The sequence below is a fragment of the Bartonella kosoyi genome (assembly GCF_003606325.2).
In the GTDB taxonomy this organism is placed as follows: Bacteria; Pseudomonadota; Alphaproteobacteria; order Rhizobiales; family Rhizobiaceae; genus Bartonella; species Bartonella kosoyi.
Genome location: NZ_CP031843.2, coordinates 1,655,841 through 1,682,677, shown reverse-complemented (window position 1 = coordinate 1,682,677; position 26,837 = coordinate 1,655,841). Strand labels below are relative to the sequence as shown.

Annotated in this window: 17 protein-coding genes and 2 pseudogenes; 16 read left to right on the top strand and 3 right to left on the bottom strand. The window is 42.5% G+C overall.

Features of this window, described 5'->3' with window-relative positions; genetic code table 11:
* Window positions 1-439 precede the first annotated feature (439 nt).
* A pseudogene (locus D1093_RS07370) lies at window positions 440-3,019 on the bottom strand (restriction endonuclease); the annotation flags it as partial.
* Window positions 3,020-3,740: 721 nt separating this feature from the next.
* Between D1093_RS07370 and D1093_RS07365 the strand changes: the two are divergent.
* The 10 genes and pseudogenes from D1093_RS07365 (at window position 3,741) to D1093_RS07325 (ending at window position 19,966) form a co-directional block, all read left to right on the top strand.
* Entirely contained in the window at window positions 3,741-5,438 is a 1,698-nt protein-coding gene (locus D1093_RS07365; RefSeq protein ID WP_244613978.1) for a ShlB/FhaC/HecB family hemolysin secretion/activation protein, read from the top strand.
* Between the two features lie 24 nt (window positions 5,439-5,462).
* Window positions 5,463-13,640, top strand: a complete 8,178-nt coding sequence (locus D1093_RS07360; RefSeq protein WP_150222294.1) for a hemagglutinin repeat-containing protein — start codon at window positions 5,463-5,465, stop codon at window positions 13,638-13,640.
* Window positions 13,637-14,050, top strand: coding sequence for a hypothetical protein (locus D1093_RS07355; protein ID WP_120101681.1), 414 nt, complete (start codon window positions 13,637-13,639; stop codon window positions 14,048-14,050). Before D1093_RS07360 ends, D1093_RS07355 begins: the two co-directional genes overlap by 4 nt.
* A complete protein-coding gene (locus D1093_RS10620; protein ID WP_483189330.1) occupies window positions 14,038-14,322 on the top strand; it encodes a hemagglutinin repeat-containing protein in 285 nt (94 codons plus the stop codon). The genes D1093_RS07355 and D1093_RS10620 overlap by 13 nt, the downstream gene beginning before the upstream one ends.
* Before the next feature lie 57 nt (window positions 14,323-14,379).
* Window positions 14,380-15,801: a filamentous hemagglutinin gene (locus D1093_RS07350; RefSeq protein WP_483189329.1), complete on the top strand. Its 1,422-nt coding sequence runs from the start codon at window positions 14,380-14,382 to the stop codon at window positions 15,799-15,801.
* Window positions 15,798-16,202 carry a hypothetical protein gene (locus D1093_RS07345; RefSeq protein ID WP_120100878.1) on the top strand — a complete coding sequence of 135 codons (405 nt, stop codon included), beginning with the start codon at window positions 15,798-15,800 and terminating at the stop codon, window positions 16,200-16,202. Before D1093_RS07350 ends, D1093_RS07345 begins: the two co-directional genes overlap by 4 nt.
* A gap of 76 nt (window positions 16,203-16,278) precedes the next feature.
* A complete protein-coding gene (locus D1093_RS07340; RefSeq protein ID WP_150222292.1) occupies window positions 16,279-17,667 on the top strand; it encodes a filamentous hemagglutinin in 1,389 nt (462 codons plus the stop codon).
* A complete protein-coding gene (locus D1093_RS07335; protein ID WP_120100876.1) occupies window positions 17,664-18,077 on the top strand; it encodes a hypothetical protein in 414 nt (137 codons plus the stop codon). Before D1093_RS07340 ends, D1093_RS07335 begins: the two co-directional genes overlap by 4 nt.
* Complete coding sequence (locus D1093_RS07330; protein ID WP_244613977.1) at window positions 18,061-19,566, top strand: filamentous hemagglutinin; 1,506 nt, start codon at window positions 18,061-18,063, stop codon at window positions 19,564-19,566. The genes D1093_RS07335 and D1093_RS07330 overlap by 17 nt, the downstream gene beginning before the upstream one ends.
* Window positions 19,563-19,966: pseudogene (locus tag D1093_RS07325) on the top strand (hypothetical protein). Before D1093_RS07330 ends, D1093_RS07325 begins: the two are co-directional and overlap by 4 nt.
* 220 nt (window positions 19,967-20,186) lie before the next feature.
* Here the strand turns inward: D1093_RS07325 and D1093_RS07320 are convergent.
* Together D1093_RS07320 and D1093_RS07315 are read right to left on the bottom strand one after the other, a co-directional pair.
* The gene (locus D1093_RS07320; RefSeq protein ID WP_120100668.1) at window positions 20,187-20,387 is read right to left on the bottom strand and encodes a helix-turn-helix transcriptional regulator; all 201 of its coding nucleotides are present in this window, start codon (window positions 20,385-20,387) and stop codon (window positions 20,187-20,189) included.
* A gap of 209 nt (window positions 20,388-20,596) precedes the next feature.
* On the bottom strand, window positions 20,597-21,763 hold the full coding sequence (locus D1093_RS07315; protein ID WP_120101673.1) for a tyrosine-type recombinase/integrase: 1,167 nt from the start codon (window positions 21,761-21,763) through the stop codon (window positions 20,597-20,599).
* 211 nt (window positions 21,764-21,974) lie between these two features.
* Between D1093_RS07315 and D1093_RS07310 the strand changes: the two genes are divergently transcribed.
* The 6 genes from D1093_RS07310 to D1093_RS07285 all read left to right on the top strand — a co-directional run bounded on the left by D1093_RS07310 (window position 21,975) and on the right by D1093_RS07285 (window position 26,832).
* Entirely contained in the window at window positions 21,975-22,409 is a 435-nt protein-coding gene (locus D1093_RS07310) for a hypothetical protein (protein ID WP_120101671.1), read from the top strand.
* Between the two features lie 94 nt (window positions 22,410-22,503).
* Entirely contained in the window at window positions 22,504-22,731 is a 228-nt protein-coding gene (relB, locus tag D1093_RS07305) for a type II toxin-antitoxin system RelB family antitoxin (protein WP_120100671.1), read from the top strand.
* On the top strand, window positions 22,715-22,984 hold the full coding sequence (locus D1093_RS07300) for a type II toxin-antitoxin system RelE family toxin (protein ID WP_120100673.1): 270 nt from the start codon (window positions 22,715-22,717) through the stop codon (window positions 22,982-22,984). Before relB ends, D1093_RS07300 begins: the two co-directional genes overlap by 17 nt.
* 200 nt (window positions 22,985-23,184) lie before the next feature.
* Window positions 23,185-23,520: a hypothetical protein gene (locus D1093_RS07295; protein ID WP_120100674.1), complete on the top strand. Its 336-nt coding sequence runs from the start codon at window positions 23,185-23,187 to the stop codon at window positions 23,518-23,520.
* Window positions 23,501-24,829 (top strand): PBSX family phage terminase large subunit, encoded by a 1,329-nt coding sequence (locus tag D1093_RS07290; protein WP_120100676.1) that lies wholly within the window; start codon window positions 23,501-23,503, stop codon window positions 24,827-24,829. The genes D1093_RS07295 and D1093_RS07290 overlap by 20 nt, the downstream gene beginning before the upstream one ends.
* Entirely contained in the window at window positions 24,814-26,832 is a 2,019-nt protein-coding gene (locus tag D1093_RS07285) for a portal protein (protein WP_120100677.1), read from the top strand. The genes D1093_RS07290 and D1093_RS07285 overlap by 16 nt, the downstream gene beginning before the upstream one ends.
* Window positions 26,833-26,837: the final 5 nt, after the last annotated feature.

Sequence of the window (26,837 nt, the reverse complement as noted above, 5' to 3'; positions counted from 1 at the left end):
CCCCCCCTCTAATAGGTAATAAAATATTGCTATAAGAGATATAGATTTTTGCTCCCCAATTTTGGGAAGCAATAATTTTGGTTTTATACGATTAAACAATCCAATCTTTAAAACAAGATGTGATCTTTAAACGTATGCGATTTATGTTATCGATAATTCCAAACGACTAAATTTTAAACAATGTGATTTGTGCTGTGATAAAAACGTATCATAAAATTTATAAACTGTTATGAATGATATCGGCTTTTCATTTTATTTGAATGTTTACATGCGTTATAATATTTGCACCATGATTTGCTTTTTATGGTCTATTCATACATGCCAATCTTATATAAAAAATGATCAAATGAATCACGTATAAAAATGTGGATTCCTAAGTGGATTCATATAAAATAATTGCACTCAACATATTGACTTTATTGTGTTTTTTATGATAATATCTTTCCAAAGGCGAGGTAATCCCAGAAGCACGAAGCCTTACACTGTTATAAAACTCTTGTAATTCCTTGGATTCTTCCTCGATATTGGTTTTATCAAGTTCTGTTAAGATCCTTTCCATGGCTTGCGAAATGGCATTGTTTTGCACAAATTCATTGCCCTCAAACAAGGCTTCAAACACGGGACGCGTGACAAGATGTTGGGCTAACATCTCAATCGCTTCCTCTTTCTTTATTTCACTGTTTAAGTTGTTCTTTAATTCTTTATGAAACGCATCAAAAGCATGAAAGGCTTCACTGTTTTCATCAGCAAGCAGGTTTTGAAGATGGGTGATATGGTTTTGAGCAATCTCAGCAACATTACCCGCCCAATTTTCCCAATAATCCGCAATGGCAAATTTCTTCGCAAGAAGGGTTTTAAGGGCATTGGGAAACTCTTTATAAAAGGGTAATCTCATTTGCCCTTTATAACTATGCTGCGGTTCAGGAGCGGCTTTTCCAATCTCAAGACCCATATGTTCTGATTTCTCATGGATATGGAGTTTATCCTCAACCGCGGTCATGCTCTTTAAGGCAGCAATCTCCAAAACATCACTAACGTCTTGCCCTAAAATCATCTGGTTAAGGGTGATTTCAAAATTCTCATCATGAGCAAGCAAAGCATTGATCACTTGCCAGACAACACTGTATCTTTTGTTGTATTTTAAAGCCTGTTCAGCAGAAACCCCAGCAGGAATCCCAACGGGTAAAATGATATAGCCTCTTTTTTTGCCCCGAGCACGACGCATGATACGCCCCACCGCCTGTATCACATCCACATGACTTTTACGCGGGTGTAAAAACATAATGGCATCAAGAGCAGGGACATCCACCCCTTCAGACAGACATCTTACATTGGTAAGTACACGACACGTATTTTCCCCCGCATCTTCCTTAAGCCAATCAAGGGCTTTATGACGCGTTTTGGCACTTTGTGTTCCGTCAATATGATCAAAGGTACAGTCAAGAGGCGGGGTCTCTTTATAGACCTTATGAAGATCATACAGTTCTTTCTGTATTTCTTGAGAATTGAAGGTATCACGGATACGTTCAGAGGTTTTGATATCTTTACAAAAAGCCAAAGCCCGCCGCATGGGATTGGGGTCATCACTCAAATCAATCTTTAGATCTATTTTAGCAAGGGCTTGATAACAGCCTATGATTTTGGTTTTATCATCAAGGATAAGTTCATAATTCTCATCGGTCATCAGATGTTGAATGGATTGACTCACTTCCTCTTCATTAACACCCAAAACAATAATCTTATAAGGTGCTAAAAGTTCATTCTGAACGGCTTTTGAGAAGGTATAGGTATAAAGCTCTTTTCCATAGAGCTCTTCATCATCCATAGAGGCGAGAACAGCATTGATCTCATCGGCACGTCTTTTGGCATCATCGGTAAAGATCTTAGGCGTTGCTGTCATGTACAGACGTTTTTTGCCTTGAATAATGCTGTTATCATGAACCTTGATAAAATCAGATTCATTGTCCTCTGTTCCCAATGAAGCCCCAGTGGTACGGTGTGCTTCATCACAGATGATCAGATCAAATTCGGGTAAATCATACTTTTTTTGTGCATCGGAAATCACTTGGATTGAATGATAAGTGGAAAACACCACGGTCATTAGATCATGGGAAACCTTACCTGCTTTGCTAGCCAGTTCTTTTGCATCAGTTGTTGCAGGCAAGGCAAGATCAGAGCTATCAAATTCAAGAGTATCATTTTTATTATTCTTACGACGTTTACCCACTTGTGTATCGGAACACACAGCAAAGGAACGCAAAGGCACTTCTGTATCTTCTGTCCATTCACGGATTGTTTGCGAGACTAAAGCCAGAGAAGGGACCAGAAACAACACACGCTTGCCTTTTCCTGCTATGGTTTCTGCTATCTTCAAACTCGTGAAAGTCTTGCCTGTACCACATGCCATAATCAGCTTGCCACGGTCTGCTTCTTTTAACCCTTCACAGACTTTCTCAAGGGCTTCTTTCTGATGATCTAAAAGCTTTTTTTTCAGCTTTTCTTTAAGGACGGCTTGTCCTTGTTCTTTATAAGCGCTCCAATCGATTTGACTGCTTTCCAAATCAAAAAGGTTTATGCGTTGAATACGAACTTCTTGCCCCTCACAAGTCAGTTCAACATTATTACTCCAATCTGTTTCGGTGCTATCAACCAGTATACGACGGGTGAAGATCTTTTTGCCCGAGGCAGCAATAAAACTATCAATATCTTCTTTTTTAATTATGTGAGAGGCGTTGTAGCATTTACATTGAATGGCAGCATACCCCCCTTCATCACGGATTGTAGCCACCAGATCAATCCCAATATCCGTTCCATCTTCATCATGCTCTTTTGCCCATTCCAAATAAGTTTGAACCTTTTCGTATTCTTGCTTTTGAAGAGGGGCTTCACTCAAATAAACCATGACAAGGTTTTCAAACATGGTTCCTAATTCACGGGGTGATTTAGCTTTTTGACGATAATATTTCAACAGAGAGCGTAAAGTGACGTGTTCATTATCAGAGTTAACAGATTGCAGCATATTGTAATAAAAATCCCTTGCCTTAAGAGATGATCAATAATCATCAAAAGAATCAAAACGAACTCAATCAAGTTGACTTAAAGCAAATAACGATAAAAATGGGAAAAAACTGATAAAAAAAGCAGACATTTTTTCAAAAGGAGTTTTTACAGGTTGTTTATCAACAGCCTATGACATGGAGTATATCAGCAAAATAGTGAAATTTGCTGTTCGTTTGACGGGTTAATCAAGATAAATGCACTATGTACTTTAAAATATCAGAATAAGTATTTTGATGCATTTTATAGATAGATTTTGAAGGTTTCTAACACCCCAAAAAAAACTTCAAAACTAATGATGGGGAGTGCTTTGAAGGTTCCATTCTATGAATAAGGGGACATGGTTTAGCAAATTTATCCTTTATATTGATGGGGATATTGAGGCTTACACATTGACTTTCTGGACAATTTTGGTTATAGGTCTGAGAGTATAAGTATGGGGGGAATATCTTCACACGATTACAATCAAGGTGTTTTGTCACTTGGTCTTTGGTGACAGAGGTATATGCTTTTATTAAAAGCGTCATAGGGTAGTGGCTGTTTTAATTTCTATTATCAACCAGGGTTGATGAAGCGATAGAACGCTTCATGAATGCTGCAAAGCGGGGCAATCTGTATTGTTATTTATCTTTTTACGTTGGAAGAGTTTTTTTAGGTTTTTTCTTGCCTCAGTATTGTTTGGCATGTTGAGTGGCGTAACCGTTTATGCGCGCTCCTCAGCTGTTTTTCATTCTCCAACAGATAATTTTTCTCGCGGATATTCAGAAAAGCGGCAATTAGAAAGAATTGAGAATTTACGGGCTTTAACGCCTCACGGTATGACAAGACCTTCTGAAGGAAAGCAAGGAGCACTTTTGGGGAGTGGGTACTGCTTTCCAATTCATGATATAGTTGTTGATGGGGTTTATCATATCAAGAAGAGCTCTGTAGCCGCTGTAACAAATCCCTATGTTGGAAGATGTATCGGTCTTGTCGATATCCAGCTCTTAATCAAGCAGTTAACCAAGGTTTATTTGGATCAAGGCTATGTAACGGCGCGTTTTTATATCCCAGACCAAGATATAAAAAGCAGTAAGACGTTAAAGTTTGTTGTTGTTGAGGGGAAGCTTTCAGATATTTATTACAACGGTTTACCAGCTTCTTCTCATAATTATGTTGTGTGGAGTGCTTTTCCGGGTTTGGAAGATCATATTCTCAACATGCGCGATATTGAACAGGGTTTAGATCAAATCAACAGACTTTTTTCAGCACATGCTCAAAGCGAACTTCTCCCAGGTCGTGAAGAGGGGAGCACCATTGTGAATATTAATAATCAGCCTAGTAAAGTTTTCAAGGTTCGTGTTTCTCATGACAATATGGGACAACCCTCCACGGGTTATGCGCGTTATAGTGCGGGCTTAAAGCTCGAAAATATTTTAGGTCTCAATGATGCATGGGATTTTAACTATCAACGCAGTGAGACAGATTATTGGGGTGGGAGTGAACAAGAAGGACATAGCAATAATATTTCTGCAAGTGTGAGCATTCCCTATGGTTATTGGACTTTTGGTTTAAATGGCACTGTTTATAATTATCAAAGCATTATCCATGGCAATTTTACCGATATTGAGACGACGGGGGATTCCAGTGAATTACATGCCAGTGCAAGCAGGGTTCTTCACCGTGATAGTGTTTCACTCACAACACTCAATTTAGGTCTTTCTTATAAAAGAACCAACAATTATCTTCTTGGCAATAAGATAGAGGTCGGCAGTCGTCAATATAGTGTCGCCAATTTTGGCATTTCGCATTCGCGTCAGATGTTAGGGGGAACCTGGACCTTTGATGTGAGTTATTTGCAAGGAGTTCCACTTTTTCATTCTGTAAAGAAACATGCTCCAGGAGCGGGGGATGGGGAGCCTCAATTTGCAAAATTTACCGGCACACTCAGCGTTATGACACCCTTTAAGGTTGGAGAGTGGAATTTTCTGTTGAGCAATCTTTTGAGTGGTCAATATTCACCACATAATTTATTGGCTGCAGAGCAGATTTCGTTGGGGAGCGCTTCCAATGTTCGTGGCACGCGCGAGAGTTTGATTTTTGGCAATAACGGTTTTTTTATCCGTAATGACCTGTTTCTGCGAACCATTCCATGGAGCAATAATGCGACGTTCAAAAAGACTTTGGGTGAACTTCGCCCTTATGTTGGTTTGGACTATGGTCGTGTTTTTTCGCAAGCTTTGTATGGATTTACGAATGAACAACTTGCCGGTTGGACAGCAGGCATCAAGCTTGCAGGGGGGATGGTTTCTCTTGATGCCAGTTATTCCAGTATTTTCTGGAGCACAGTTAAGCACAAGAAGTCAGGCACATTTTTAATGACATTAGCAATGGAACTTTAAGCATATTTATTGGGGAGTTAAAGCATGGGACATGAGAAGAGAGAAGAAAGAGCAAAGTTATTAAGCGTTTTAATTTCTAGTACGATGCTCAAGAAGGTTTTATTTGGGGGGCTTGGTTTTTCTTGTTTGTTAGTCCCTTCAGGGTTACAGGCGCAAATTGCCGTTGATGCGAACGCGAATGCCGCCCATCGTCCAGATATTGTGGCAGCGCCCAATGGGGTTCCTTCCATTGATATTGTTACCCCCAACAGCAGCGGTTTATCGCACAATAAATATAATGATTTTAATATTGGCAATGGAGGTGTGATTTGGAACAATCATGCGCAAGAAGTAGGGCAATCGCAATTGGGGGGCATTATGCCGGGCAATCCGCATTTGCGTGTTACGGGTTCAGCGAAGGTTATTTTAAATGAAGTGACCAGCAGTAAACGCAGTGCGCTTCATGGTCCAGGAGAGGTTTTTGGGCGCCCAGCCGATGTGATTATAGCCAATCCCAATGGGATCAGTTGTGATGGTTGTGGGTTTATCAATACGCCCCATGCGACCTTAACCACCGGTGTTGCGGAAATTGATGCATCTGGTTTTCTAAAAGGTTTTGTGGTGAGAGGTGGTGATATCACTTTTGGAACAAAGGGCGCGAATTTTTTCTCAGGAAAAGGGGCGGTTGATATCGTTGATATTGTATCGCGCACAGTGCATTTTGAAGGTCCTGTTGCGGGGAAGGATATTGGGGTTGTTGCTGGAACGGGCCGTTATGACTATGCTTCTCGTGAGATGAAGGAGCTCACCGATATTACTGGTAAGCCAGAATATGCGATAGATGGTTCTGCTTTGGGGGCTCTCCAGGCGGATCAGATTAAACTTGTGGCAACCGAAAAAGGTGTTGGGGTTCGCATGCGCCATGATATGGCGGCCAATGCGGGGCAGTTACATCTTTCTGCGGATGGAAAAATCTCCCTACAGAATGCCTTTGGTCATGGGGGTGTTTCCCTTAAGTCGAAAAGCCAGAGCATCTTGGCAAAACACATCACCTCTAAAAAGCATATTGATATTGCAGCAAAAAAAGATGTGACATTAGAAACTGTTGGGGCGGATGGTCATTTTACAGCAGAGGCACAAGAAGGTTTTTTAACCATTGCAGGGCAAGCAACCTCTGGGGGCAATATGAAGCTGTCCTCACGCGAAGCCATCAAAGTCTCAGGGCTAGGGGCAGGGGCTGATATGGCGTTTGAAACGGGCGGTGATCTGACCATTGCTGGCACTGTTTTGTCTGGGGGCAATTTAAAAGCACATGCCGGTGGTGATATCAGGGCGTATCTTTTAGCCGGTGGGGTTGATATGGCAGCAACGGGGGCTGCTGGAAATCTTGTTTTGGGAAGCCATGGGGGTGTTGATCTCCAGAGTAGTCAAGGTGCGATTGTTGCTGAAAGCATTTATGGAGCGGGAGATATCACACTGGTTTCTCATAACGGGCTATCTGTTTCTCAAACAATCCTCTCTCATGATAATGTTGTCATTCATACACAACCTGATGCTGGAGTTCATTTTGGACAACTGATTGCTTATGGAAAGGCAGACATTGATGGTGGAGCGGTTGATTTTTCTTCGCTGATGGCGGGTGGAGATGCTGTTTTGAAGAGTGGCAGCCTTGATGCTGGCACATTGATGACAGGGTTAGATTTTGTTGCCTCTCAGGCAAGTCCTTCGAATCCTTCCGGTGATCTTGTTTTTTATGATAAAGGTTCTCTTTCGATCACAGCAGAAAAAGGGATAAAGGTTGGACATATTATCAGTGGTGAAAATATTGACCTTTTTGCTGGCAACGATATTTATTATGATCAGATCATAGGCTACGGCACAGCAACACTGACATCGGTATCAGGAGGGATTAGTGTTGAGAATGTGCTGTCTGTTCTGGGGGATGTGAGGTTGACAGCACCGAGACTGGATTTAAGCAATAATCGTTCTCATATTTACACGCCTCAAACGCTGTATTTAATTGCAGATCATATTGATGTTTCGGGAAGCGAATTAACGTATGGTGGTTTAGATTTTAACAGCACCAATGCCCTTGATATTCACCATGCACGGTTGCAAGCCGTGACAGATGAGGGTGGGACGGGAGATATTCTTTTTGTAGCACCAGGTGTTCTGGTTGATGAGGCAACATCAGTTTTAGCGGCACGAGATTTTGCCATCAAAACAGGGGAGCTTCACAATAGTGGTCAATTGGCAGCGGGTCAGAATTTAGCCTTTAGCGTGACGGGGGATTTGACCAACAGCAAAACGGGATTAATCTATGTGAAGGGCCATGGTGCTCTCAAAGTTGATGGGGCTTTGTTGAATGATGCTGGTGTCGTTATGGCAGAGGGTGATTTATCTTTTACCAATGTGGCGGGTACTGGAAAAAGCCTTTCCCTTGTCAATAAAGCAGGCTTGATTCAAGCCGGTGGAAACTTATTGATCCAAACCAAAACCTTGCAAAATGAAGCCGATAGTACGCCGGTCATCACGGAAAAAAAGGAATATAGGGATATTTCTTTCCAAAAACCAGAAGGTTCTGATCAGCTCAGTGATGGGATGTTATATCAGGAGGACCCCAATCTTTGGGGAAAGGGGCACGAACATCAAGACGATAAACTAATAGGGAAAGGGCACGTAGAACTTTACTTAGATATTCCACTTTGGAATAGCAAAGAAGAAACCTATGGCACGGCAACATTGAAAAATGGAACAGTCTATAAGGCTTTTACTTGGGAACATAAGTCTATAAAGAAGGAATTTTCTGTACACCACTATAAATGGAATGGTGATAGCTGGGGAGGATGGTTTTTACCAAACAAAAACTGGTCCCATATGACAGAGGAGACTGTCACGCAGACGTTTTCGCATAAACCGGCAGCTCAGGGGATGATACAATCTCACGGCAATCTTATTATTAACGCTGATGATATTGAGAATCACTACAGCATCATAGAAGCGGGTGGAAATGCGGATATCCAAGCCAAGACGCTGACTAATTTGGGGGCGACAACTTATAAAAATGTCTATCTTGGCTGTCAGGCCAATACGGATGCTTATTGTTATGCCTATAACGCTGATGGCAGTCGTAATGGTAGTCTCGATATAGACAATGGGAGTATTCGTCATATAAGTTCAGAAGTGACAGATACCGTTTCTGGTCTTGTTCAAGCGGGTGGCACGTTGAATTTGGTGGTCGATCAACTCAACAACAAGGCAGCCGAAGGGTCCATTACAGGGGATGCGCATTTTGAAGCCAAAGCGGTTGGAGGTAATCCACTGGAGGCGCTGAACGGTTTAACCGGGGCTGGTGCTTTGTTTACACCCAAAGTGGATCTCAATAATTCAGGGGATCTTTCTGAGGGGCTTCCTTTGCCAAAGCCCCAATCGGGGGGTGTTGGGGGCACGCTGCCCAACCAGAATTTCATTTATGAAACGAGAGCAGATTTCCTTGATGTCGGTAAGTTTTATGGTTCAGCCTATTTTTTGAACAGAATTGGTTATAAGCCAGATCGGGAGATTTTCTTCTTAGGGGATGCTTATTTTGAAAAGCAACTGATTGAAAAACAAATGCGTGATCTTGTGGGTCAAGGTTTGGGTAAAGGCGCCTTTATTCCAGGCAGTGATGCCATTGAACAAGTCAAAAGCCTGCTGGATGTCGGGGCAGAATATGCCAAAGCCCACAATCTTGTCTTTGGTGAACCTTTAAGTGAAGAACAATTGGCAAGTTTAGAAGCACCGATGGTGATTTATGTTCGTCAACAGGTCAAGGGCATGGATGTTTATGCACCGGTGCTTTACATTCCAGAAAAAGACAGAGCCTCCTTTGTTTCTGCTGGAGCTTTGATCATGGGGGATGATGTCAATATCACCAGCCAAAATACAAGCACTTCAACGATTATCAATTCAGGGCGGATTGCGGCAAACCACCAATTGCATGTGCATGGCGGGGATATCCTCAGTCAAGGGGGGCATTTTGCTGCTGGTGGTGATGCTGTTTTGCTTGCAGAAAACAATATTCGTTTGGATGCAGGGCGCACAATGGTTGATGGTGTGGAAACTGTTTTAAACACCAATGCGCTTTCTACTGGGGGCAATGCGACAGTTTTCGCTAAGCAAGATATCACAGCCTCAGGGGTGAAGGTCACCACAGGGGGTGATCTTGCTATGGTTACAGAAGAAGGTAACTTAACGATAGGCGCAGCAGAAACCCATCACCACAGCGAGCATAGTGATGCCTCTATGCATCAACAATCAGAAGTTAATTCTGGCGGCTCAACGACGCTTGTCTCTGGAAAAGATTTGCATGTTTTAGGCTCTGAGGTTCAAGCAACGGATAACCTTTTCTTACAAGCAAAAGAAAACGTTTCGATTGATGCCACGCGCAACAGTGCCAATAGCCATCGGGGGGAACAAACCTCCCATGTTGCTGTGCACAATGGCTCTCATTTAAGTTCTGGAAAAGATACCACTGTTCTCTCTGGAAAAGATATCCATGTTTCTGCGTCCGATATCGATGCGAAGGGCAATGTTGCTCTTGGTGCTCAAGGGGATATCACAATAGATACCAAATCCGATGAGATGGAGTATCATCTTCAGAATAAAAACCTTAAAGTGGATATGCAAGCCTCGCGAGCCGTTGGCTCTTCGATCAATGCTGGGGGTGATATCACCGCTATTGCAGGGCAAGATGGCAAACCACATGATCTCACCATCACGGGCAGTTCTGTTACGGCTGATGGCAAGGTGGGGTTGAAAGCCAGCCACGATATTCTCATCAACAATGCGGAAAATAGTTTACAGTATGAGATGTCCTACCATAAAGAGGGGGGAGCATTTAGTAGCAGCAAATCCCAGCATAACAAGATTGATGCGACCCAAGTTTCCGGTTCACTCATATCGGGGGGCAAAGGCGTTGCCATTGATTCAGGAAACAACACGAAAGTTGTTGCCTCGATACTCACAGCCGGCAAGATAGGGGAGACTTCAGGAGAAAAAACGCCAGAAGACCAAGCAAAAGCCGATATTACCATTCACTCTGGTGGTAATATTCTCATCAAAGGGGCGCAAGAAAAGTATGATCAGCAAGCACAATCGTCAGAAAGTGGATTTTTGAGTAGCAAATCTTCCGATACATCTCAATCCCATACAACAACGGTTTCCTCCATTCTTGGGGCGACGGGCAACATTATTACGCAATCAGACAAAGAGACCACAATCACGGCTTCTCATATGATTGCCAATGAAGATATCAATGTGGCAGGACAAAGCGTGACGATTGATGGCATGACAGACCATCATGAGAGCCATTCAGAAACTCATGAAACGGGTTTTGGTGTGGGATCAGGCAAGGGCTTTGTTTCGATCTACGGGAGTGAGGGAAAGGTGCAAAATGAAGAAAGTTTTGAACATCAAGGCTCTTCGCTCAATGGTAAAAATATCACTATCACCGCCGAAAAAGAAGATGTGAACGTGGTAGGTTCTGATTTTAATGCACGAGAAAATATTAATGTTTCGGCAGCCCATGATATCAATGTTTTGCCTGGTCACAATAGCCATAGCACAAGCTCAAAGGAAGAACGTACAGGTTTTGGTTTTCAGTTTGAAAAGAGCAAAAGTGGTGCTTCTGTGGGTGTGGGGGTTGCGGGCGCCAAGGATAAAGGCGATCAATGGGAAAATACGAATACGCCGTCCAATTTCCATGCGGGCAATGATGCGAATTTTAATGCTGGCAATGATGTGAATTTTAAAGCGGCAAATGTTTCGGCAGACCGTGATGTCAACGTTAATGCTGGCAATAATATCACCCTATCGGAAAGCTATGATACCTCTAATGTACAAGAAACACATGAAAAAACCTTTGCCGGTGTGACAGCCTCTGCGGATATTGGTGTTCTTGGCACGGTACAAGGGCTAAAAGATTCAGCAGACCGCATGAATAATAAGGATGGAAATAACACAGTTATGAATGGCATCCTGACCGGCATGAAAATCAATCACCTCTTTACCAAAGGCAGGGAGTTTGTTGATTGGTTGAGTGGTAATACAGGGGAAAGGGGAAATATAACCAAAGGATTGAGCAGTTCATTAGGTGGATTTGGAGGTTCTACCAAAGATGTTCTTGCCAATATGGCTGGTGCATCTGGCAGTGTGAGCGTGGGCTTTAAGAGCGAGAAAGCAGAAGCCTCTTCTCAAGTCTCCACAGCGACGACGACGACAATAGAAGGGAGGCGTTCTGTTAACATAAATGCTCACAACGGCAATATCCATGGTGTTGGAGCCGACATTATCGCCGGCACAAACCCGATTTATGTTCTGGACAATGATGCACAGAGCGGGAATATTAATATGACAGCGGGGCAAAATATCACCTTTGAAAGTGCAAAAAACACACAAAGCACACAAAACAACAATGAAAGTACTTCCATGAGTGTGGGCTATGGTTATGGCACGGGGGGGGCAGGGGCAACAGGCAGTGCTGCTTTTAGTCAAGGGGAAGGTTCCAGTGATGAAGTGCACCACAAGAACAGCCATATTATAGGCACCGGCACGGTTCATACCAACAGTGGGCAAAACACCACACTGAATGGCGCCGTGGTTTCTGCAAACCGTGTAGAGATGAGTGTTGGAGGTGATTTCAGCATTACTAGCCAGAGCGATACCGGAAAAACTTCCAGCAAGCAAAATTCTGTTTCTGTTGGTTTTGGTGCTGGAGCAACGGGTGGCGGAGGTTCAATGAGCGCCTCTTTGAACAAGGATAAATCCTCTAGTGATTATCACAGTGTTGTAGAGCAATCAGGCATCAAAGCAGAGGCGGGCGGTTTTGATATTACAGTTACGGGGACAACAAACTTGACCGGAGGCATTATTGCGAGCAGTGCCTCAGCGGATAAAAATAGTCTGACCACCGGAAGCATTACGACGAGTGATATCACCAACAGTGCCCATGCGACAGCCAGCAGCCATGGTTTTAGCCTTTCTGGAAATGACACGATAAAAAATATTACCAAGAATGTTTTAAACCATGGCAAAGCCAAGGATGGCGCAGAAGGAGAAACCAAATCCGCTATCAGTGATGGAACCATCATCCTAACCAATACAACTGGCCAAAGGTCCATGGGGCAAGATGCTGGAGAAATCATTGGTTCTCTCAACCGCAACACCGCAGCAGCCCACCAAGCTGTCGCACCGATAGACGCCACATCACTTGAGGGAGCAGTGCATAATCGCCTAGATATGATCAATGATTTATCAGATGAAGGATTTGGTTATTGGGATAAAGTGCGTAAAATTGTATTGCGTGTTGACCACCCAGTGGGTGAGGTTGCGCATGATGAAAATGGCAATGTCCTCTATTTAACCGATGAAAATGGAGAGTATATAAAAGGCAGCGATGGAAAATATATTACTCTGTATAACTTTTTAAAACCAGAGGAAGAAAATCATTTACAAAAAGGCTCTGATGGCAATGTTTATATGTTCTACAATGGCATTTTTAATTCCCCTGATGATGCAGCGGGTAATGCCGTCCAAATGGCTGTTTATAACAATGGTCATCTGTATTTTACATATTTCCCCCAAGCTGAAGATCCGCTGGTAGAGTTAGGGATAGCGTTTTATCAGAAGTTTCTGGAAGGGAATATTGGGGGGTTGAGTAATTCGACGAAGAAATTCCAAGATTTTATCACTCGTTATGGCAATGAGGGGGCTATTGTTAGTATGCATAGCCGCGGTACCTTGACAGGGGGTAATGGATTACGTGACCTTGAAGAGCGTGGTATCCATGGTATAGGAGAAAAAACAGATATTTATCTTTATGGACCAGCTGGTAACTCTCTATCGATAGCGAATGCACACTATTATGTAAGCGATGGTAAAAAAGATCATGTTTACTTACAAAATCATCTATTTGATCCCATTGGCACGGTGGTTGGTCTCAATCCACCTACGGCTTATAAGGTACCCTTGAAGTTCCCCTATGTATTATTTCCACCAGCAACTCCAATGATAGAGCAAGTGGGAGCGATACGCGGCCATAATCCTAGTACCACCCATAAGTGTTATGGTGATGCAAGTGATGCATGTAAACATGATTATGGAACACATCATAATGCAATAATTTATGCACCTCATGCGATTTTAGATAATTTAGGTTTAGGTTATTTATGGAGAAAAAAATGAATACACTGTTTAAATTATTAAGTGGGATAGTCCTGTTAGGTGTCACTGGGTGTGACATATCAAATATTGACAAACCTTCTCCAGCATACGTGAGTATGTGGGAAAAACCTGGTGCAGATTCTACTGAGGTAGGAAAAGCTCTTTTAGAATGTGGAATGCCAAGCCTTATCGATCTTGATACAGAAAATCGAGAGAGAAGCAACAATGCAAGAGCAACAACTTATGCTTGTATGATTCAAGCGGGATTCCGCTATAAAAATGAACATATGGGAGGGTGGTGTTACACTTACAGAGAAGAAAATCTTCCGATTTGTCGTCCTGGTGCTGTTATTCCGAAGCGAAGTGTTGAGAAGCGCTTAAACAGCCCTTTTTGTAAAAGAAGTCCAGTACAACCTGAATGCAAACCTTAACAACACAACACTATTCGCAAAATACTGCGCTCAATGTTGGTTACAGCTATGGGAGTGGCGGTCCAGGATGGATGGGCAATGCTTCTTTTGGAAAAGGAAAGGGCTCCAGTGAACAAGTACAACACAAGAATAGCCATATTATAGGCACCAGCATTGTTCATACCAATAGTGGGGGAAATACTACATTTGCAGGCGCTGTGGTTTCTGCAAACCGTGTAGAGATGGGTGTTGGTGGTGATTTCACCATTACCAGCCTCAGTGATACGGGATAAAGTTCCAGCAAGCAAAACTCTGTTTCTGCTGGGTTTAATGGTGGAAAAAAGGATGATGTGGCGTCAACCAATATTGCCTTTAACAAGGACAAATCCTCTAGTAATTATCACAGCGTTGTGGAACAATCCGGCATTCAAACCGGTGATGGCGGCTTTGATATTACAGTGGCGGGTGCAACAACCATGACCGGAGGGATTATCGGCAGCACCGCACCAGCGGATAAAAATAGTCTGACCACCGGAAGCATCAGCACCAGTGATATCACCAACAGTGCGCATGCTCAAGCTAACAGCGATGGGATCAGCATTTCTGCGGGAGGTCCCATGTATCAAGGCAAATATGGTGTCGGGAAAAACATTGCCAAGAATGTTTTAGATCATGCAAAAGCCAAAGATTCAGAGGAAGGCTATACCAAATCCGCCATTAGTGATAGCACCATTGTGCTGACAAATGAAGCAGGGCAAAAGGCGTTGACGGGGCAAGATGTGGAACAAGCCATCGCCTCCCTTAACCGTGATACTGCCAACGCCCATAAGGGTGTACAACAGCTTGATGTTGCCAAGCTGGAACGAATCGTCCATGAAAACCGTGAAATGGCAACACAACTGCTGGAAGAAGGGTTTAAATACAGCGATGACTCCTATAAAACCATGTTTATCAAAGAGCACCCCATCGCTGTGGTCGACCGTGATGAACAGGGCAATACAATCTATAAAACAGATGAAAATGGAGAACCTATAGAAGACGCTCGTGGACAAAAAATCCCTAAGTTTCATTATTTAACGGATGAGGAAAAGCAGCATTTGCAAGCCGGCTCTGATGGCAAGGTTCATGTGTCCCTCAATGGTATCTTTACTCCACCAGAGGAAGCTGCTGTTTATGCGGAGCAACATGCGAAGGATCAAAATGCACCGCTTTATTTTGTTGTGTTTCCAGAAGCCGATTCTGCTATTTCAGAACTTCTGGTCGCGGGATACCAGAAGTTTATGGAAAATAACTTTTGGGGTTTGACCAATTCAACCCAAGAAGCAAAAGATCTGATGTCTCGCTATGGGAACACAGGATTGCATTTTGATGCCCATAGTCGTGGTAGTTTGACAAACTTGAATATGATGAATTCTTTCAAGCAAGAAGGTATCAATGATGTAGCTGGCAATACAACGATCAGTTTCTATGGACCAGCGGCTAATGTTTTGGCGGCATCAGATCTGTTAAAGTATGTGAGTGGTGGCAAACAAACCACAATTGGTTTTGATGGTCATAGATATGACTTTGTCAGCAGAATTATCGGCGGCAATGGCTATACCTACGAGACAATACCTACTGGTAGTAGCATGTGGAAAGAATGGCGGAGAATGTTCACAAATCCCAATAGCGTTCATACTTGTCTTGGACATGCGAGTCCAAAATGTAGATATGATTATGGTCTATCTCATCTAAAACAATTTCCTTTAAGTAAATCATGGAGCAAAAAATGAAACAAACTCTAAAGCTATTAGGTGCGGTAGTTTTGTTGATCATAACAGGATGTCAATTTAACAAACCTCCTCTAGGAGAGGTGGCAGCGTGGAAGAAACCAGGAGCAGATTCTACAGAAGTAGGAAAAGCCTTGTTAGAATGTGGAATGCCAACTCCTTATTATACCGATCCAGAAAGCAGAAAACTTAGTATCAATGCATGGGCAAAAATTCATGCGTGTATGGTTCAATCAGGTTTTCATTATGAAAATGAACATGAGGGTGGGTGGTGTTATACTTTTAGAGAAGAAAACCTTCCGATTTGTCGACCAGGGGCTGTTGTTCCACAGAGAAGTGTCAAAAAGCGCTTAAACAGTCCTTTTTGTAAAAAGTATAAAAATAGCCGTAAATGCCAACCTTAACAGCGCAAAACCATTCGCAAAGCGTTTTAATGAGAATGTTGGTTTTGGTGCTGGAGCAACGGGTGGCGGAGGTTCAATGAGCGCCTCTTTGAACAAGGATAAATCCTCTAGTGATTATCACAGTGTTGTAGAGCAATCAGGCATCAAAGCAGAGGCGGGCGGTTTTGATATTACAGTTACGGGGACAACAAACTTGACCGGAGGCATTATTGCGAGCAGTGCCTCAGCGGATAAAAATAGTCTGACCACCGGAAGCATTACGACGAGTGATATCACCAACAGTGCCCATGCGACAGCCAGCAGCCATGGTTTTAGCCTTTCTGGAAATGACACGATAAAAAATATTACCAAGAATGTTTTAAACCATGGCAAAGCCAAGGATGGCGCAGAAGGAGAAACCAAATCCGCTATCAGTGATGGAACCATCATCCTAACCAATACAACTGGCCAAAGGTCCATGGGGCAAGATGCTGGAGAAATCATTGGTTCTCTCAACCGCAATACTGCAACAGCCCATCAGGCTGTTGCACCAATAGACGCCACATCCCTTGAGGGAGCAGTGCATAATCGCTTAGACATGATCAATGATTTATCCGATGAGGGATTGGGATATTTTTATAAAATTTACAAAATCGCTTATGCCACAAAACATCCTGAAGGAGAAGTTGCGCATGATGAAAATGGCAATGTCCTCTATTTAACCGATGAAAATGGAAAACCTATAAAAGGCAATGATGGAAAATATATTACTCTGTATCATTTTTTAAAACCAGAGGAAGAAAATCATTTACAAAAAGGCTCTGATGGCGAGGTTCATATGTTTTATAATGGTATTTTTACCTCCCCCGATGATGCCGCGCGTTATGCCGTCCAATTTGCTGACAACGATCATGGTCATCTGTATTTTACATATTTCCCGCAAGATAAAGACATGCTAGTAGAGGTTGGTATAGCGGTTTTTCAGAAGTTTTTTGAAGGTACATTTTTCTTTGGATTGACCAATTCGACCAAGAAGTTCCAGAATACAATGTATCTTTATGGCAATGACGGATTACGTATTGATGGGCACAGCCGTGGTAGTATGACGGTAGGTAACGGAATGCATGATTTTGAAAAGCGTGGTATTCACGGTATAGCAGGCAACACGAGTATCAATCTTTTTGGTCCAGCTTACAACGCTCAATCGATGGCTAATACACTCGATTATTTAAGTGATGGCAAGCAAACCTCTGTCGGTTTAGAAAACCACGCATATGACTTTGTTGGTATAAAGTTTGGTGGAAATCCTGCTACTTTTGATAAGATCCCTTCAGGGAGTAGTCCTGGGAACGAGGCATGGAGAATATTTACGACTTATCCTACTGTCCATGCTTGTTATGGTCATGCAAGCGATGTGTGTACATCGTTCTATGGCTCATCTCATCGTATACAAATTAATTCAATTCAATCAGGGGGCAAGAAATGAAATACATCTTAAAATTATTGAGTGTGCTTGTTTTATTTATGATAGCTGGATGTAATTTTTTTAAGCCTTCTCCAGGGTATCTCAGTATGTGGGAAAAGCCAGGGGCAGATTTTACAGAGGTAGGAAAAGCCTTGTTAGAATGTGGCATGCCAACCCCTTATGATGAGGATTCAGAAAACAGAAAGGTAAGCATTAATGCAAAAGCGACAATTTATGCTTGCATGATTCAATCAGGATTTCGCTATAAAAATGAGGAACTTTCGAGGATAGGAGGATGGTGTTATACATTTAGAGAAGAAAACCTTCCCATTTGCCAACCTGGTGCTGTCATCCCAAAACGGAGTGTCAAAAAGCGCTTAAACAGCCCTTTTTGTAAAAGGTACAAAAATGCAGATGAATGCCAACCCTAACAACACAACACCATTCGCAAAGCGTTTTAATGAGAATGTTGGCTTTGGTGCTGGAGCAACGGGTGGTGGAGGTTCAATGAGCGCCTCTTTCCAAAAGGACAAATCCTCTAGTGATTATCACAGTGTTGTGGAGCAATCCGGCATTAAAACCGGTAATGGCGGTTTTGATATTACAGTGGCGGGTGCAACAACCATGACCGGAGGAATTATTGATAGCACCGCACCGGCGAACAAAAATAAACTGACTACAGGAACCATTAAAACGAGTGATATTACCAACAGTGCGCATGCTCAAGCTAACAGCGATGGGATCAGTATTTCTGCGGGAGGTCCCATGTATCAAGGCAAATACGGTGTCGGGAAAAACATTGCCAAGAATGTTTTAGATCATGCAAAAGCCAAAGATTCAGAGGAAGGCTATACCAAATCCGCCATTAGTGATAGCACCATTGTGCTGACAAATGAAGCAGGGCAAAAGGCGTTGACGGGGCAAGATGTGGAACAAGCCATCGCCTCCCTTAACCGTGATACTGCCAACGCCCATAAGGGTGTACAACAGCTTGATGTTGCCAAGCTGGAACAAATCGTCCATGAAAACCGTGAAATGGCAATACAATTGCTGGAAGAAGGGTTTAAATACAGCGATGACTCCTATAGAACCATGTTTATCAAAGAACACCCCATCGCTGTGGTCGACCGTGATGAAAAGGGCAATATAATCTATGAAATAGATGCAAATGGACAGTATATCAAAGACGCTCGAGGACAAAAAATTCCTAAGTTTCATTATTTAACGGATGAAGAAAAGCAGCATTTGCAAGAAGGCTCTGATGGCAAGGTTCATGTGTCCCTCAATGGCATCTTTACTCCACCCTATGAGGCTGCTGTTTATGCAGAGCAACATGCGGAGAATAAAAATGAACCACTTTATTTTGTTGTGTTCCCCCAAGCCGATTCTGCTATTTCAGAACTTCTGGTCGCAGGATACCAGAAGTTTCTGGAAAATAACTTTTGGGGTTTGACGAATTCTACACAAGAAGCAAAAGATCTGATGTTTCGCTATGGTAATACAGGATTGCATTTTGATGCCCATAGTCGTGGCAGTATGACAAGCTTTAATGCGCTGAATTCTTTCAAACAAGAAGGTATCAATGATGTAGCTGGCAATACAACGATCAATTTCTATGGACCAGCGGCTAATGTTTTGGCTGCATCCGGTCTGTTAAGGTATGTAAGTGGTGGCAAGCAGACCACGATTGGCTTTGATGGTCATAGATACGATTTTGTCAGCAGAATTATTGGCGGCAATGACTATACCTATGAGACAATACCTGCTGGTAGTAACATGTGGAAAGAATGGCGGAGAATGTTCACAAATCCCAATAGCGTTCATACTTGTCTTGGACATGCGAATGCTATGTGCAACATACTTTATGGCACATCTCATCTAGAACAATTTCCTTTAAGTAAATCAAGGAGTAAAAAATGAAACAAATTCTAAAGCTATTAGGTGTGGTAGTTTTGTTTATCATAACAGGATGCCAATTTAATAAACCTCCCGTATCTTCTATAGGTGCATGGGAGAAGCCAGGAGCAGATTTTACTGAGATAGGAAAAGCCTTATTAGAATGTGGCATGCCAACACCTTATGATGCCGATCCAGAAAATCAAAATCGTAGTTTCAATCAAATGGCAACCATTGATGCTTGCATGCTTCAAGCAGGTTTCCGCTATAAATATGATGTGGGGGGGGGTGGTGTGGAAACCATAAAGCCGAAAATCTTCCGATTTGTCGACCAGGTGCTGTTGTTCCACAGAGAAGTGTCAAAAAGCGCTTAAACAGCCCTTTTTGTAAAAAGCATCCAGAGCAATATGAATGCTATCCTTAAATATTGTTATTTGTGGAAACTACAATCCCCACATTCATGTGTTCCCATGCTTGTGCGGGATTGTCTCCTCAACCAACAATCTCAACACTGTATGTGAAGCAGTATAACGTAGGGAATACACTTAGTAATCCTATAACGTTGCGTCATAGGATGGGTTGTGCACTCTCTAGGATTGTGAATTTGAGAAAGCCTTGTCCGTCCTTACGTGACAAGGTTTTTTTTATGCTGCGTCACTTTGACGTTGCTGTTTTGCTTGTTCGATTACATTGAGAAGATCCGATTGTAACCAACGCGATAAAAAACCAAATTTTAAAGGTTTTGGGAGAGAGCCATTGGTAACATGACGGCGGAAAGTTGAGACACTCATATGAAGCAATTGTGCACTTTCACGGTCAGTTAAAAGAATATCATTTTCAGTCATTCTAAAATCCTTTTATTTTCAAAAAATAGAAACAAATCATGCCTATTTATTAAGCACATTTTGGTTTATTTTTGAAGGTATTTTATTTATAGAAAACAGTATATTATCATATAATTTCTGATGTGATAATTTATGAGTCTTATTGAGAGAGAATGAGAAAACAGAGAGAGAAAGTTATCCACAGATGATGGGGTAAATTACCCCATATCCTAAGATTGCTCAGTGACATAAGCCGCCCATTTATCCATATAGACACGGCGCTGTTCTAGATAGTCAGTACGACGATAGGCACGCTCTACTTTACCGCCTACCGTATGACTTAGAATGGTTTCAGCAACCTCATAGGGGGCATCGGTTGTTTCAGCAAGCCAATCGCGTAAACTAGAACGAAAGCCATGCGGGCAGGCATCAAGTTTATTTTTTTTCATATATTTTGACATAACATTCTCAGCAAGGGGACCTCGACCGGAAAAAGACAGAATGAAATCACTTTTAGAGATACAACTGGCTTGTTCAATCACTTTTAGAGCTTCTAAAGATAGGGGTACGCGAAATTCTTTTGTTGTATCACGCCTTCCTTTCATATTCTCAGCAGGAATAGTCCATATATCCCCATCAATCTGATCCTTATGAATATAACGTAAGGAATGTGTACGAACGCCTGTCAAGATGAGCAAACGCAAAGCCAGTTGTGTTATAGCTGTTATTTGGCAAAGTGTTTTATAAAAAGCGGGTATATCTCTCCAATCCATTGCTGGTCTATTAGTGATCTTATGACGTTGTTTTCCTAAAAGAGCGCGTGCTTTTTCTGTTGCTTGTAAATCAACATCCAAACCCAAAGCAGCTGCATGTTTGAGACAAAGTTTGAGACGCATCAATGCTGTCCGAGCAGCTCCAGCTTTTGTATGCCAAATAGGGGCAAGGGTATCGCGTATCTCTGTTTGCGTAATTTCTGAAACGGGTAAACAGCCTAATTTAGGGAGAATATGAAGGCGTAAAGGTAAAAACCAAATTCCATCTTTCCCATCCCCTTTTAATTCAGCTTTATGGCTTTCAAAAGCATCCACGGCAATATCTTTTAAATAATGGAGATTGCTTATTGTCTCACGCTTTTGTTTATCGCGTTCTTTAATGGGGTCACGCCCCTCACGTAAAACAGAACGCCATTGATTTGCACATTCACGGGCTTTTTTTAAAGAAACATCTCGCAACGCTCCCAATCCCATTTCGCGACGACGCCCGTGAAGGGTATAACGATAAATCCATTGAGCACCTCCATCTTTACGCTTATGAAGAAGCAAGCCGGCACCATCATTATATTTGCCAGCCCCCAATGTTGCTACAGATCTTGCATTAAGACGGTTCATAAGGACCATTTTTACTCCTTTCTTATACAAATTTGATCCACACACTCATCCCACTTGTTATGTGCAAATGAGTGGTTTTGATTGATACAACATACACAGATTTGAAATGAGAGAATCCTACGTTATTCGAGACTCTCATTCAACATACAAAACAGTGAATTATCATTATAAATCAGTGTGTTGATCACGTGCAAAAGCACCCCGTGAAGCCGTTGATCAATTGGCAATAGAAATGCGTGCAAAACGCTTCGGTTTAACCCTATACGAGGCAAAAAATCCACTTTCTGGGTCTTACATAGGGCGGCTTTGTTTGCAAGGTGTGCTTACACAAGAGCAATATGACGCCGCGCAACAGTACTTACAGATAAGAAACGATTATCTATGTGCAAAAGGCTTGCCTAATGCGATTTATGACGAAATGCCGTCATCATCTGATGATAAGGCAAGAGATAAGTGGGTAGCATTCGCAACAGAGCAGTTTATCAACATGCAAGAGGCACTAAAAGAAGCGCAACAGCGCTATAGACAGTATAATCTTTATGCCGCGATAAATCATCTCGTTATAGAAGATCAAATGCTACCATATCTTGTGAATTCATTGCGCATTGCTCTTAATGCGCTTCAGAACTATTTTGATCAAAAAAGTAAATGGTAATTGTTTTATGTGCTTTTGCAGAATGACGTGAAACCTTTTTCTGGACAAGACGTTATCTTTGTATTACAGTGAATACAAAGATGAGGATTGCGTTATGACGATATCTATTCGATTGCCTAGCGAACTTGAAACACGTTTGAATAATTTAGCAACTAAGACAGGTCGTACAAAGTCTTTTTATTTACGTGAGATTATTGAACGTGGAATCGAGGAAGCTGAGGATTATTATTTAGCTTCACAAGTAAGAGAGCGTGTTCGAAGAGGAGAAGCTACTTTTTATAGCTCTGAAGAGGTGAGGAAAGAGCTTGGCTTGGACGATTAGATATGAAAGAAAAGCTCTTAGTTTTTTAAAAAAATGCGATAAAAAAGAAGCACGGAGGATTGTTGATTTTTTAGATCAACACGTTGCCCCTCTTGAAGATGTACGTGCAATAGGTAAGCCCTTAAAAGGGCAATTATCGGGTTTATGGAGATATCGTGTAGGAGATTACAGAATACTTTGCGATCTTTATGATAAGGAACTTGTTGTGTTAGTTTTAGCTGTTGGACATAGAAAAAATATATATAAAGGCTAAAGCAAAAGTTATTTTTTGCGAGCTTTTTATAACTGATCTCCTTTGAAATTATCAATATGTGTTATTTTTATGTTGACAAAGTGTAGCAAATCGTATTTAATGACGTTGCTGTACTTAGGCGTATTGTGTCTAGAGAGGGAAATGTACAGTCAAAAATCCCCGCATTTGCGGGGTTTTTTATTATCTGGAGGGTGTATTTTATGACATCACAAAATACAGAACAGGTTTCTCAAACAAAGAAAAAATATAAACCCCCTAAGGCAGGAATGGGGCGTGTCAAAGGTGTACCCAATAAGAATACACGTCTTTTGAAAGAAGCAATTCTTAAAGCCGCTGAATTGGCAGGCAATAAGTATGGGAAAGAGGGGTTAATCTCTTATCTCGAAAAGCAGGCAATAAGATGCCCCGCGGCTTATTTAGCGTTGCTTGGTAAGATCTTGCCTTTGCAAGTGACGGGTGAAGATGGGGGGGCGATTAAGATCATAGGGCGTGTAGAAATTGCTCCTTTAACAATGAATGACGACAAGACAGATTAAGATTGTACCAAAACTTATCCCTATTTTTGCAGGGGATGCTTTGGTACGTGCGGCTTGGGGTGGACGAGGGTCTGGTAAAACAAGATCATTTGCCTTGATGGCTGCTTTAAAAGGCTATCAATTTGGTATGCAGGGAATATCAGGGACTATTCTTTGTGCACGTCAGTTTCAAAATTCGCTAGCAGAAAGTTCATTGGAGGAGATTAAGCGCGCCATTGAAGCCCATGACTTTTTAAGCGAATATTACAAGGTTGGAGAGGCTTCGATTAAGTCAAATGATGGTCGTATAGCTTTTCAGTTTTCTGGACTGGACCGTAATATAGCCAGTATCAAATCCATGGGGCGTATTTTGCTTTGTTGGGTTGATGAGGCAGAGCCGGTAACAGAAACAGCTTGGCAGACACTCATTCCAACGTTGCGTGAAGAGGGAGAGGGATGGCGTGCAGAGTTATGGGTCACATGGAACCCGTTGCGAGACAATGCACCGGTTGAAAGGCGGTTTCGCTTTTCAGACAATGAATCCATTAAGCGTGTGGAGATTAATTGGTCAGACAATCCGAAGTTTCCCAAGATCTTGAATGAAGCGCGGCTTGATGACCTTAGAAATCGTCCAGAAACCTATAAGCATATATGGGAAGGGGCTTATCTTACAGCGGTTCAGGGCGCTTACTATCAAAAAGAAATGTTGGCAGCGGAGCAAGAGGGGCGGATAGGGCGTGTTGCGCGTGATCCTTTAATGCAGATACGGGCTTTTTGGGATATTGGGGGCACGGGAGCTAAGGCAGATGCCACAGCAATATGGATAGCGCAATTTGTAGGGAGAGAGATCAGAGTGCTTGATTATTACGAAGCGCAAGGACAGCCGTTATCGGAGCATATCGGTTGGTTGCGTCACAATGGCTATGAGAAGGCACTGATGGTTCTCCCCCATGATGGTGCGACCAGAGACCGTGTGCACAATGTGAGTTTTGAGAGTGCTTTAAATGATGCGGGTTTTGAAACGCAAGTGATACCAAATCAAGGGGCTGGTGCTGTCAAAATGCGTATCGAGGCAGTACGACGTATTCTACCCTCTGTTTGGTTCAATGAGGAGACGACAGTAGCGGGGCGTAAGGCACTGAATTGGTATCATGAGAAATGGGATGAGAAGCGTAATATTGGCTTGGGAGCAGAACATGATTGGTCCAGTCATGGTGCAGATGCTTTTGGATTAATGTGTGTGGGGTATGAACAGCCAATGCAGAGACAGAAGAGACCAGCTTATAGCGGTAGAGAAGCCTATGAAAGCACGTCATGGATGGCAGAATGATGGATGATGAAGAGCATTTAGAGCAAGAGAGCAACATCTCAGATCTGTCAACAGAAGGTTTGTTTCGCAAGTTAGTCAGTTGGTACAAAGAAGATGTGGAGCATGTGAACAAATGGCGTGAACACGCAAGGGAGGATTTTCAATTTTACAATGGTGATCAGTGGAATGATCAAGATTTAGCGGCTTTAAAAGAGCAACGCCGCCCCGTTATGACGTTTAATCGCATTGCCCCACTTGTGAATGCTGTTGTGGGTTCAGAACGCAATAATAAGCGCGAAGTGCAATTTATTCCCCGTCAAATAGGCAAGGCATTGCCAAGTGAATTGCTTACAGGAGCGGCAGAATGGTTTCGCGATATGGCACATGCTGAATATGCAGATAGTGATGCTTTCCAAGATGCTGTCATCTGCGGTATGGGGTGGACAGATACGCGGCTTGATTACGAAAATAGTCTTGATGGTGAACCGGTCATTACGCGTTTAGACCCTTTGAAAATGGTTTGGGATAGTGCGGCAGTGCAACCGAATTTAACGGATGCACAACGCATGTGGTATGTCGACCGCAAGCCATTAGACGTAGCCAAGCAAATGTTTCCAAAAGTCCATTGGAGTGAACTGAGTGCTGATTGGGCGCGTGATGGGGCTGCTTATGAAGGCGTTCATCATAATGATCTTGAAGCTTACGATGATGAGAAGGGCATTGATGTTGAAAACGGTCGACGGATGGTTACGCTTGTGGAATGTCGTTGGTTTGAAAGCGAACGATATTACAAGGCACCCGATTTGGAAACGGGAGAATTGCGTGATTACAGCGAAGAGGAGTTTAAGCAGCTCCAATGCATGATGCCCGATATCCAAGGGGCGGCTTTCAATAAAAAGGTTGTAAAACGCGCCTTTTTAGGGAGAAAACTGCTTGAATGCCCTGATCAACCTTTGGTTCCAGCGGGTCAGTTGGGTTGGGAGTGTATCACGGGGTATTTTGATAAGATAGAACGGCAATTTTATGGGGTTGTAAGACCGACAAAAGACCCTCAACGCTGGGCGAATAAATATTTTAGTCAAGTTATGCATATTCTCAATAGCCAATCCAAAGGTGGGATTATGGCTGAGAGGGGAGCGTTTGAAGATGAGAGAGAAGCGGTAAAAAGTTGGAGCAGGGTAGATAGTATTACGGTTTTGAAAAATGGTGCTTTGGCAGGGGGTAAGATACAACCCAAACCCGTAGCGCAATTTCCAACCGGCTTTTTCCAACTGTTTAATGAAGCGAAAGAAGCAATTAATCAAGTTACAGGTCTCTCACCAGAGTTTATTGGAACGAGAGAAGTTTCACAAGCAGGGATTTTAGAGGCACAACGGCGTCAATCCAGTCTTAACCTGCTTGCTTGTTTGTTTGATGGTTTGCGTTTGTATCGCAAAAGGCAGGGCAAGATCATTTTGCACCTTATACAGAATTATTTGTCTGATGGTCGTTTAGTCCGGATATCGGGAGAGGAGAATGCGCAATATATTCCGTTGACCCGTGAAGCGGTGATGAGTGTTGATTATGATATTGTGGTGGATGATGCACCCACCAGCCCGAACGAAAAAGAGCGTACCTTTGGTATTATCACGCAGCTGTTACCGTTGCTTCAAAATGCCGTTACACCGGATATCATGCTTGATTTACTTCGTTATTCGCCATTGCCTGCGTCATTACTCAATCGTGTAAGCGAGAAGATGCAACAGCAGCAAATGGCACAACAAGCCCAACAACAGCAAATGAATCCAGAACAAGAAATGAAGTTGCAAGAAAAGCAGCAGGATATTGCGACCAAAAGCCAGATGCAACAGATGGATTTGCAAGGCAAGCAGATTGAATTGGTCATGCGTCAAAAGAGAGCGGAATTGGAAGCGGAATTGATGCAACAACGCCATGAGCTTGAACGGGAGCGTATTCTTAATGAACGAGCGCAAAATCAGATTATGCGGGAGAGAGCCGCAACGTACAGGGGAAGAAGCATTTAAGAGAG